12 protein-coding genes are annotated in these 9,928 nt (G+C 34.1%); 11 read left to right on the top strand and 1 reads right to left on the bottom strand.

All coding sequences use genetic code 11. The features are described from left to right. Positions 1 to 136 precede the first annotated feature (136 nt). The gene (locus tag OM074_RS13345) at positions 137 to 1,501 is read right to left on the bottom strand and encodes an OmpP1/FadL family transporter (protein ID WP_301200215.1); all 1,365 of its coding nucleotides are present in this window, start codon (positions 1,499 to 1,501) and stop codon (positions 137 to 139) included. Positions 1,502 to 1,933: 432 nt separating this feature from the next. Between OM074_RS13345 and OM074_RS13340 the strand changes: the two genes are divergently transcribed. From OM074_RS13340 to OM074_RS13290, 11 genes are all read left to right on the top strand, one after another. Then, positions 1,934 to 2,236: an ArsR/SmtB family transcription factor gene (locus OM074_RS13340; protein WP_301200213.1), complete on the top strand. Its 303-nt coding sequence runs from the start codon at positions 1,934 to 1,936 to the stop codon at positions 2,234 to 2,236. Positions 2,237 to 2,350: 114 nt separating this feature from the next. Continuing rightward, positions 2,351 to 2,584: a thioredoxin family protein gene (locus OM074_RS13335; protein ID WP_301200211.1), complete on the top strand. Its 234-nt coding sequence runs from the start codon at positions 2,351 to 2,353 to the stop codon at positions 2,582 to 2,584. 11 nt (positions 2,585 to 2,595) lie between these two features. Continuing rightward, positions 2,596 to 3,078, top strand: a complete 483-nt coding sequence (locus OM074_RS13330) for a nitrophenyl compound nitroreductase subunit ArsF family protein (protein ID WP_301200209.1) — start codon at positions 2,596 to 2,598, stop codon at positions 3,076 to 3,078. Next, a complete protein-coding gene (locus tag OM074_RS13325; protein WP_301200208.1) occupies positions 3,078 to 3,788 on the top strand; it encodes an aromatic aminobenezylarsenical efflux permease ArsG family transporter in 711 nt (236 codons plus the stop codon). The genes OM074_RS13330 and OM074_RS13325 overlap by 1 nt, the downstream gene beginning before the upstream one ends. Positions 3,789 to 3,842: 54 nt before the next feature. Next, entirely contained in the window at positions 3,843 to 4,886 is a 1,044-nt protein-coding gene (locus tag OM074_RS13320; RefSeq protein ID WP_301200206.1) for a permease, read from the top strand. 162 nt (positions 4,887 to 5,048) lie between these two features. Continuing rightward, on the top strand, positions 5,049 to 5,990 hold the full coding sequence (locus OM074_RS13315) for a sensor histidine kinase (RefSeq protein ID WP_301200204.1): 942 nt from the start codon (positions 5,049 to 5,051) through the stop codon (positions 5,988 to 5,990). Beyond that, positions 5,987 to 6,631, top strand: a complete 645-nt coding sequence (locus OM074_RS13310; protein WP_301200202.1) for a response regulator transcription factor — start codon at positions 5,987 to 5,989, stop codon at positions 6,629 to 6,631. Before OM074_RS13315 ends, OM074_RS13310 begins: the two co-directional genes overlap by 4 nt. 142 nt (positions 6,632 to 6,773) lie before the next feature. Beyond that, the gene (locus tag OM074_RS13305) at positions 6,774 to 7,580 is read left to right on the top strand and encodes an ATP-binding cassette domain-containing protein (RefSeq protein WP_301200200.1); all 807 of its coding nucleotides are present in this window, start codon (positions 6,774 to 6,776) and stop codon (positions 7,578 to 7,580) included. Positions 7,581 to 7,649: 69 nt separating this feature from the next. Then, positions 7,650 to 8,351, top strand: a complete 702-nt coding sequence (locus OM074_RS13300; RefSeq protein ID WP_301200198.1) for a GTP-binding protein — start codon at positions 7,650 to 7,652, stop codon at positions 8,349 to 8,351. Between the two features lie 15 nt (positions 8,352 to 8,366). Further along, on the top strand, positions 8,367 to 9,044 hold the full coding sequence (locus OM074_RS13295; RefSeq protein WP_301200196.1) for a (Fe-S)-binding protein: 678 nt from the start codon (positions 8,367 to 8,369) through the stop codon (positions 9,042 to 9,044). A 64-nt stretch (positions 9,045 to 9,108) separates the two neighbouring features. Beyond that, complete coding sequence (locus OM074_RS13290; RefSeq protein WP_301200194.1) at positions 9,109 to 9,888, top strand: 4Fe-4S binding protein; 780 nt, start codon at positions 9,109 to 9,111, stop codon at positions 9,886 to 9,888. The last annotated feature ends 40 nt before the right edge of the window (positions 9,889 to 9,928 follow it).

Here is a 9,928-nt window from a genome sequence, read left to right as displayed (position 1 = left end):
TTTTTTATAAGTGTTAGATTATGAGATACTTAATAAAATCAACTCAAGTTAGGTAAAGATCTTATTTTAAGCATCTTGCAAATAAGTCTCTTATCACTTATCTAAAATCTAACGATCTGTTAAGTAAGGTAATAAATTAAAAAGTAAATGCTATTTCAAGTTCAAACTGGTTCATTTCTAATTCAATGGTCTGATTCGGGCCGATAGGGTTGCCTGTTGAATCAAACTCATAGTCCATTGGATTGTATCCTTTTACTGATGTTGAGGGGGCATAGACAATAGATGCATGAATCCCTTTGTTTGATTTTGTAAAATATTTTGAACATCCTATGGTGATATGGTTTTCTATAACACCCGGTGCTAAAATGTTGAACATTACTTCCGAGCTTGGTATTGGTTGTTCGCAATGTGAATAACCTGCTCTGAATATCCAATTTTCAATTCCGGAGAACTCGGTACCAACTTTTATAATTGATATATCGTTCCATCCAAAACCTGCCCCATCGTTGGAGCCAAGAGGTGCATGGTTTGGATTTGGTGTATAATCTGATGGATTGTTTGGGTCTCCTCCCGGATTTAAAAAAGCCGGAGCCAGCGTCATTGGATCCATAATATTAGAAACAGAAGCAACATCAGAATAATTGATCATTTTGTAATCAGCTAATATAGCCCACTTATTGTTTATTTCATAAGCTAAGCCAATAGTCCAGGTCGAAGGTATGTCGAAATCGCCTTTTTCAGCAAACAGTCCTGCGTAATCATCAAATTCACTCATGCTTAATTTAGTTTGGTAACTTGCCCCAAGAGTTAAGCCATTAACAATTTCTCCCATATAGCCTATCTTGAATCCATATCCTAAAGATCCACTGGTGCCATTGTTTGTTAGCTTCGTGGGGGCGCTTGACATTTGTGAAAAGGCTTCAAGTCCTTTAGCCTCGAAATATTGATAGGCCAATAAGGAGGTTAGTCCAATGCTGTGCTTTTCTGCAATTTTTCTGGAGTAGGTTAACCCTATAAATAATTGAGCCAAATTAACACCTGTTCTTCCAGAGCTGCCAAAAGTACCCACTTTTGTGGCACCCATGTCAACCGGAGCATAATTGGTATTCATCCCTCCATTTCCAAATAAGGTAGCTGAGAAACTGGAATTTTCATTTATCATCCAGTTGGCTCCCATACTGGGCATTAAAAATAACTTTGAGTCACTCTCTACAGTTCCTGGCAATAAGCCAAATGTCCCGGGCTGCATGGATGGGGTTCCTGTAACTGTATATTCCCTGTTTGGATTAAACAAGCCAACTCCAATCTGGTATTGCTTTCCTAGTAAAACATGTCCAGCAGGATTGCCATTTAATAATGAGTTTTTGTACCAGGCAATTCCTGCACCAGCTACTCCTTTGTTTTGAGCGCCGTATCCAACCCCAAAATAACCGTCTGTGGCAGTAACAGTAACTGAGCCCATAAGGCTTAACAAAAGAAATGAGATAAATAGTTTTTTCATAATTAATATAATTATAGATGGTTTTTACTAAAGCAGTAGCGGCTGCCTGTATGATTAACAAAAGTCATTTTATGATGTTCAGCTTTTATAAATCTTCTATTAATATCTAAAAGTGTAGATATTAACAAAAATAAATATAGAAATAATTCTCTATATATACTATCGAATGTAAATAAAAGTTAAAGGAGTGTGGTAAAGAGTAGATTAGTAGAGGGTAAGGAAAATGGTAAAATGTTAATAAAAGTGAATGATTGAGGTTGTTGTTAGCCACGCTTACCTCCTGGAGAAAGTGTAAATACTAATATTTTGGAATCATATAAATCCTATTAAAAGAATATATATACTGTGGTTATAATTATGATTGTATTCATATTTTGCATATTTGAATAAATGCATTAAATTTGTTCGTGAAATTACGAACAATAAGGATTGATGAGTTTTAAATTAGAAATAGAATCAGTAAAACAACAGAAAATTGCCCGGTATGCAAAAGCATTGGCGCATCCGGTTCGGGTGTATGTTCTTGAGTTGTTATCCAGGCAATCATGTTGTTATAGTGGCGATTTGACAGAGGATCTTTCTATTGCAAAATCTACACTGTCACAGCATTTAAAAGAATTAAAAGAAGCAGGTTTGATTCAGGGAGAAATTGAAGCCCCCAAAATAAAGTACTGTATTAATAAGGAAAATTGGGCAGAAGCCCAGCTACTTTTTAAGGAGTTTTTAAAAATGTAGATTTATTTATGGGTTGTTCGTTGTTCGGCGAATTATGAATTGGATTAGGGCTTTATTTTATATGATGATATAAATGTTTTTGGGAAATATTTATTCCTTAATAAAAATTATAAAATGGATATAAAAGTATTAGGATCAGGTTGTGCTAAATGCAAAACTTTGGAGCAGGCAACAAAAGATGCGGTTGCTGAATTAGGGATAGAGGCCACTATAACAAAAGTGGAAGACTTTATTAAGATTATGGAATTTGGGGTAATGACCACTCCTGCGTTAGTTGTTGATGGTAAGGTTGTTTCAAAAGGAACTTTACTCAAAGTTGAAGAGATTAAAGAATTATTAACCAAATAATAGTACAAAAGATGAAAGATTTTAAATTATTATGCCTTATCGTTATTGCATTTGTGGCTTATAGTTGTAATTCAGCTTCACCAAAATCAGAATCAAAATCTGATGTGGCAAGTTGTACAGAAACAACCTGCCCATCAGGTGGATGTGGTAGTTGTTCTTCGCACGAACAAGTTGTTGTGGAGGATATTTCAGATGCAAAGGTACAAGTTTACTATTTTCATGCAACACGTAGGTGTGCAACTTGTGAAGCTGTTGAAAAAGTAACTAAAGAGACTATTGATGAGAATTTCCTGGAAGATGTTGCTTTTGTTTCTATAAACAGAGAAAAAGAAGAAAAATTAGTTGAAAAATTTAAAGTAAGTGGTCAAACTTTATTAATTGTTTGTGGTGATAAGATTGTTGATTTAACAAAAGAGGCTTTTTTAAATGCACGGACTAATCCAGATAAGTTTGCAGGAAAACTTAAGACTGCAATAGAAACATATCTTAATTAATGGAGCTGTTAAATAGCTTGCTCGAAAGCAACCAGGTTCCTGTTTTTACTGCTTTAATATTAGGGTTAATGACGGCCATTAGCCCTTGCCCTATGGCAACTAATATAACTGCAATAGGTTTTATAAGCAAAGATATTGACAATCGGAGCAGAGTTTTTTACAAGGGGGTAGTATATACTCTAGGTAGGGGGATTTCTTATACATTGATTGGTTTGTTGTTTTATTTTGGAGCCAACCAATTTGCCATTGAAGATACGCTGCAAACCTGGGGCGAAAGGCTCCTGGGACCAATTCTTATTATTATTGGTTTGTTTATGTTAGGGGTATTGAAGATTAATTTTCCTGCTTTTTCTGGTTTGACAAACCGCTTAGAAGAAACAGCTAAAAAAGGTTTTTGGGGTGCATTACTATTGGGAATTGTATTTGCATTGGCATTTTGCCCTTATAGTGGGGTACTTTATTTTGGAATGCTAATACCAATAACAATAAGTAGTTCAGGAGGTTTGTATTTACCAGCGGTTTTTGCAATTGCAACAGGTATTCCTGTAATGGTGTTTGCCTGGTTACTAGCATTTAGTGTAAATGCAGTAGGTGGTTTTTACGATAAGATGAAATCTTTTGAATTTTGGTTCCGTCGGGTTGTTGCTGCAGGTTTTGTATTGGTAGGGATCTATTATGTTCTGACTGTTATTATTGGATTTCAGATTTAATATATCTATCAAAATTAGATACAATCTAAATTGTGCTTTGTGTTTTTAATAATTATGAAACAAAAAATATTAGCAATAGCTAACAGTAATAATGCATGGATTTTGCCATTATTACTGTTGCCAGTTTGGTTTTTGGTTTATTATCAACTTCAGTCTGTAGCAGATTTCTTTACAGATGCCATCTTTAATATGGAGACCGGCAGTCATTTAGCTGAATCCATCCGTTTTTTCATTTTTGAGGTTCCTAAAGTATTGTTGCTTTTAGTTCTTATAATATTTGTGGTAGGAATAATCAGGACATTTTTTACCGTTGAAAAAACCAGAAAGGCTCTGGAGGGAAAGTCGTTGTTTGCAGGTAATATTTTAGCCTCCTTATTGGGTATTGTTACTCCTTTTTGTTCCTGTTCTGCAATTCCTTTGTTTTTAGGGTTTGTTGAAGCAGGTGTACCTTTGGGAGTTACGTTTTCGTTTTTGATAGCCGCCCCTATGATCAATGAAGTCGCTTTAGTGTTGCTGGTAGGTTTATTTGGGTGGAAGGTCGCCATAATTTATGTTGCTACCGGCCTGGTTATTGCCATCTTATCCGGATGGTTGATAGGGGTGTTTAAACTAGAAAAATATGTGGCTGATTGGGTGTACCAGGTAAAATCAAACCAATCAGAAACTAACGAGGAAAAGCCATCGTTTAGTGATAGAATTAATGCAGGTTATAAGGCGGTGATAGAAATTGTTGGGAAGATATGGATCTATATTGTTTTGGGTGTGGCAGTAGGAGCAGGTGCTCATGGATATGTGCCTGAGGATTTTATGGGATCTTTACTGGGAGACCAAAACTGGTATTCTGTTCCGCTGGCAATTATTATTGGTGTACCTATGTATTCAAATGCTGCAGGAATTATTCCTATTGTCAGCGTATTAATGGAGAAGGGCGTTTCTTTAGGTACGGCATTGGCATTTATGATGTCGGTAATAGCACTTTCTTTGCCAGAGGTTATTATCCTTAAAAAGGTATTAAAGTGGCAACTGATTACAATTTTTGTATCAATTGTAGCTATAGGAATCGTGATAGTTGGTTTTATCTTTAATTATGTGATGTAGGTTATTTTTATATAATTGATATAATTTGAATCCAGAATACAACATGTGTTCTGGATTTTTTTTGTCGCAAAGAGGAACATTACATAAATGTATATTTTAAGTAGTGTATTAATACGATTTAGTACGTATATATTTCAACTTTAAATCAGTTAACTTTGCTCAATGATACTTCAAGTTTCCATAATTATATCAGTCATTTTACAATTTGCAGCCTTTGTAATAGCAATTAAGCTTATATCAAAAACTAAATTTAATATTGCTTGGATAAGTATTTCTGTGGGATTTTTACTTATGGCATTAAGACGTCTGAATGATTTATATACTTTGATATATCTTAAAGATAATTCTATGCAGGCATATATTGGAAGTTGGATTGCTGTAGTAATTTCCATTACTATGTTTATTGCTTCCTTTTATATTCGTAAGATTTTTGATTTAATAAATAAATTATCTGAATTTAGGAAACAGAATGAAGCTAAAGTCATAACAGCGATTATTTCTACGGAAGAAAAAGAACGTAAGCACTTTGCAAAAGAACTGCATGATGGTTTAGGACCAGTTTTATCGTCGGCCAAAATGAGTATTTCTGCCATTGAAAAATCCAATTTGGAAGAAAGAAATAAAATAATCCTTGGAAAAACAGAGATGGCAATCGATAGTGCCATTGCAACAACAAAAGAAATATCATATTATTTAAATCCCCATATACTAGAGTTTTATGGTTTGGAAAAAGGCATAAAGAATTTTATCCGGAATGTTGTGGTTAACAATCAGGTTTCCATAACAATTGATACTAATCTAAATGGGTTGAGGTTGTTGAATAATATAGAAGTTATTTTATATAGGATTTCATGTGAATTAATTAATAATACCCTAAAGCATGCCTCGGCAACAAATGCAAATGTCAAAATAATGGTTAAAGGATGTGATCTGATATTTGCATATGAAGATAATGGGGTTGGATTTGATATGGACGCAGTCTTGGATAAAGGAATGGGGCTTACAAACATTCATTCTCGTGTACAGGCATTAAATGGTAAAATTGAAATTAAAAGTAGTAAAGGTAAAGGCGTGTGCGTTTTAATTGAATTTAAAATAAAATGACAGGTTTAAATATATTCATTGTTGACGATCATACATTATTTCGTGAGGGATTAAAGTTTTTATTGTCAAATAGCAGCTTTGTTTTATCAATATCAGAAGCTAAGAATGGAAAAGATTTTATTAATAATATCCATTCTAGTCCTCCTGATGTTGTGTTGATGGATATTGAAATGCCTGTTAAAAATGGCATTGAAGCCACAAAAGAAGCACTTAAAATTTTTCCTTCCCTAAAAATAATAGCCTTATCTATGTACGGCGAAGAAAACTTCTACAGGGATATGATTGATGCTGGAGCGAAAGGGTTTTTATTGAAAAATTCAAGGTTTGATGAAGTAGAGCAGGCTATTATGGATGTATATGAAGGTAAAAACTATTTTTCTCCTGAGATTCTTAATCAGATAATAAAAAATTTAAATAGAAATAATAATCTTGCTAAGAAGAATGCAGTATTGTCTAAGCGAGAACAGGAGGTGTTATTTCATATTTGCAAAGGATTATCAAATCAGGAAATAGCAGATACTTTATGTATAAGTAAGCGAACTGTAGATAAGCACCGTGAAAATATTTTGCTTAAGTCACAATCTAAAAACACTGCGGAGTTGGTGGTTTATGCTATTAAATATCAGTATTTTGAATTGTAAATTGAGTGCTGTGTTAGGAGCAGTCGGTTTTATTCTGTCATGATTATACGTATAAAAACGCATTTTTTAAAATACGTTTTTGCGCTATAAAATCCTTAGTTATCATTCATGATCTTTGTTTTGTTCATAAAAATAAAGATATATGAGTTTAATACAAGAGTTAACCATTATAGGTGGCGTAGACAAGGATTTAGTTCCTGAAAAAATTCGTGAATTCACCATTAAGCAAGGAGAAGTTGTCGGGATAGTTGGTCCCACAGGAAGTGGCAAGAGCCAGTTGATATCAGATATAGAACAATCCGCTCAAAGCGATTCCTGTTCTCAGAGAACCATATTAATAAATGGTGTAAGACCAGATTATGAATTCCGGACAAATCCACGGAAGAAGAATGTTGCTCAGCTTTCTCAAAATATGAGTTTTCTTGCGGATATGAGGGTTTGTGATTTTCTTCTGTTACATTCTAAATGTAGAAATAAGAATCATGTTAATATTGATGAAGTGATTGCGTTGGCAAATCAGTTAACAGGTGAGCCAATTAAGCCCTGCGATAATCTTACTACATTAAGTGGGGGACAAACAAGGTCATTAATGGTTGCTGATGTGGCTATTATTAGTGAATCTCCTATTGTGCTAATAGACGAAATAGAAAATGCAGGTATAAAGAAAAATGAGGCTTTGGAGTTGTTGTCAGGACAAGGAAAAATAGTATTGGTAATTACTCATGATCCGGTATTGGCGTTGTCTACACAAAAACGTATTGTTTTGAGAAATGGAGGAATGGAGCAAATTATTGAAAGTAGTTATATTGAATTTCTTGTTTCTAAGCAACTGAATCATATTGATCAAGAGATTTTAAAACTACGCGAACGAGTAAGAACTGGTGAAATAATTGATAATGTGGCTTTAAATAATCTTAAAAATGAATTTAATAAAGCAGAAGTTGTTTGATGTGTGTGTTAAAGAAAATATTGTTGCTAAAGAAATCAGTAAAATAATTAATGATATATAATAAAGGGAATGAGATTAAATATAATTGCAGGAACTCCCGGTTCTGGGAAAACTTCAGTGTTAGCTCATGCAATACCATTTTTGCAGAAACAGGAAATTAAACCAGCAGTAGTTAAAATTGATTGTTTATTTACTAACGATCATGAAAGATTTGCTCAATATGGAATTCCCGTACTGTTGGGATTGTCTAAAGATATGTGCCCTGATCATTTTTCTATTTATAATATGGGTGAAATGATGAAGTTTGCACAGCAAAATGAAGCTCATGTTTTAATAGTGGAAACTGCCGGTTTGTGTCATAGATGTGCTCCTTATACTGAAAATTCCTTGGGAATATGTGTTATTGATGCCACTACAGGCCCCAATACACCAACAAAAGTTGGCCCTTTTTTGAGTTGTGCCGATATCGTAGTAATAACCAAAGGTGACATGATTTCTCAAGCAGAAAGAGAAATTTTTAGAGAACGCATTTTAGAGGTTAATTCACATTGTAGGGTTCTGGAAATTAATGGACTGACAGGACAAGGGAGTCGAGAGTTGGCGAATGTAATACAGGATAATAAGCTAATGGTTCATGATGATGATGTTCTTCGCTATAATGCGCCTTTTTCTGTTTGTACTTTATGTGTTGGTGAAAAACGTATTAATAGTGAATATCATAGGGGATTGTTGCGCAAAATTGATGGGATGCAAGAATATGTTGGCGAATAAAAATTTTACAAAGAAATGAAAAATATAGTTCTTCAGATATTAGAATTTTTACCAGGGTTTAATTGTGGTAGTTGTAAGTATAAAAGTTGTGAGGATTTTGCAAATGCTCTTTCTGGCAATAAAGCAAAAATGTCGCAATGTACTATGTTATTACAAGATCGTTTTTCCCGTCAAAGAAAGGCGTTAAGTGAATTGCTTCAAAAATCAGATGCAAACATTATTGAAGAATGTAAAATCGTAGGTGTTATTGATCATTACGAAGCTGATATTTTTTTGGAACCTTTAAATGGAGAACCTTCATGCAGAGAGGTTTTACTGCCTTTTTTAAATGAGACATACAGTGTTGGTGAAATTATTGAATATCGACCACTTGCTTGTCCAATAACTCATTATGCACGAATTATAAAAAAAGAGGGTAGTTTATTAACCGTGCATATGGTCGGGCCTTGCAGGCGAATGGATCGTAATGTTAAGTACAAGAGTGCTGGGTTGTGCATGATACTTGCTTTTGAAGGTTGTTATTATGGTAAAGATATTAAACCAGGGCAAACAGTTCGGTTTTTGCCAAAGCATTGCATGATGCAGAAAGTTCATTCCGGTGTTGTTGTTAATGTTGTGGATAATAGAGTATTAATTGAAGGTGTGGATTTGAAAGTATGGCAGGCTTCAGCTACAACAAATGTTTTAGAATGATTTAACTATTAACAATTAAGAAAAATGGTGAGAATATTCTAATATTGTAAAAAACATTTGCAAAATGAACATGATGGATACGTATATAGTTTACTTCTCACCAACTAATACAACAAAAACAGTATTAAAATCTATAGTAAAGGGTATCGGGACAGATATTGTTACAGAACTTGATTTGAGTAAGGGTTTAAAAGGAATTCGTGAAATAGCTGATAGTTTAGTTATAGTAGGAGTTCCAGTTTATAGTGGAAGAATTCCAGTATTAGCAAGTGAACAACTAATGAAAATATTAGGTAAAAATTCAAAAGTAGTTTTGGTAGCTGTATATGGTAATCGCCATTACGATGATACACTGGTTGAATTACAGGATATTACAGAAGGTAATGGGTTCGAAACTATTGCGGCTGCTGCTTTTATAGGTGAGCACTCTTTTTCCACAGATATTTTCCCGATTGCACTTAACCGCCCGGATACAGCGGATTTGCAAAAAGCGGAACAATTTGGTTTACAAATTGAAAAAATGATTGCAAAAGGAGCAGTGTTTTCATGCAAGATTCCAGGTAACCGACCCTATAAGGAATTACCTAAGTATCCCGGTGTAGCCCCGGTTACAAATGAAGATAAATGTGATATGTGCGGAATTTGTGTTGATGTTTGTCCTACAGATGCGATTCATATAAATGGTGAAGTTTCTACAGATGGATTTGCCTGCATAAAATGCTGTGCATGTGTTAAAGAATGTCCTAATAATGCCAGGTATAATGATAATGAAATGATTAACGTAGCTGCCCAAAAGCTTTTTAATTTATGTTCAGAAAGGAAGGAGCCTGAAATTTTTGTTTGAGAATATAAAAAAGTGCTTTGTTAATAAACTATAAAGTGGT

The organism is Plebeiibacterium marinum, from assembly GCF_026013615.1.
In the GTDB taxonomy this organism is placed as follows: Bacteria; Bacteroidota; Bacteroidia; order Bacteroidales; family Marinilabiliaceae; genus Saccharicrinis; species Saccharicrinis marinus_A.
This window is presented reverse-complemented; position numbering and strand designations above follow the sequence as displayed.

What these genes read in the sequence shown, in the direction of transcription:
- OM074_RS13345 (WP_301200215.1), bottom strand. Translation starts at nt 1,501, where the DNA reads ATGAAAAAACTATTTATCTCATTTCTTTTGTTAAGCCTTATGGGCTCA.
- OM074_RS13340 (WP_301200213.1), top strand. Translation starts at nt 1,934, where the DNA reads ATGAGTTTTAAATTAGAAATAGAATCAGTAAAACAACAGAAAATTGCC.
- OM074_RS13335 (WP_301200211.1), top strand. Translation starts at nt 2,351, where the DNA reads ATGGATATAAAAGTATTAGGATCAGGTTGTGCTAAATGCAAAACTTTG.
- OM074_RS13330 (WP_301200209.1), top strand. Translation starts at nt 2,596, where the DNA reads ATGAAAGATTTTAAATTATTATGCCTTATCGTTATTGCATTTGTGGCT.
- OM074_RS13325 (WP_301200208.1), top strand. Translation starts at nt 3,078, where the DNA reads ATGGAGCTGTTAAATAGCTTGCTCGAAAGCAACCAGGTTCCTGTTTTT.
- OM074_RS13320 (WP_301200206.1), top strand. Translation starts at nt 3,843, where the DNA reads ATGAAACAAAAAATATTAGCAATAGCTAACAGTAATAATGCATGGATT.
- OM074_RS13315 (WP_301200204.1), top strand. Translation starts at nt 5,049, where the DNA reads ATGATACTTCAAGTTTCCATAATTATATCAGTCATTTTACAATTTGCA.
- OM074_RS13310 (WP_301200202.1), top strand. Translation starts at nt 5,987, where the DNA reads ATGACAGGTTTAAATATATTCATTGTTGACGATCATACATTATTTCGT.
- OM074_RS13305 (WP_301200200.1), top strand. Translation starts at nt 6,774, where the DNA reads ATGAGTTTAATACAAGAGTTAACCATTATAGGTGGCGTAGACAAGGAT.
- OM074_RS13300 (WP_301200198.1), top strand. Translation starts at nt 7,650, where the DNA reads ATGAGATTAAATATAATTGCAGGAACTCCCGGTTCTGGGAAAACTTCA.
- OM074_RS13295 (WP_301200196.1), top strand. Translation starts at nt 8,367, where the DNA reads ATGAAAAATATAGTTCTTCAGATATTAGAATTTTTACCAGGGTTTAAT.
- OM074_RS13290 (WP_301200194.1), top strand. Translation starts at nt 9,109, where the DNA reads ATGAACATGATGGATACGTATATAGTTTACTTCTCACCAACTAATACA.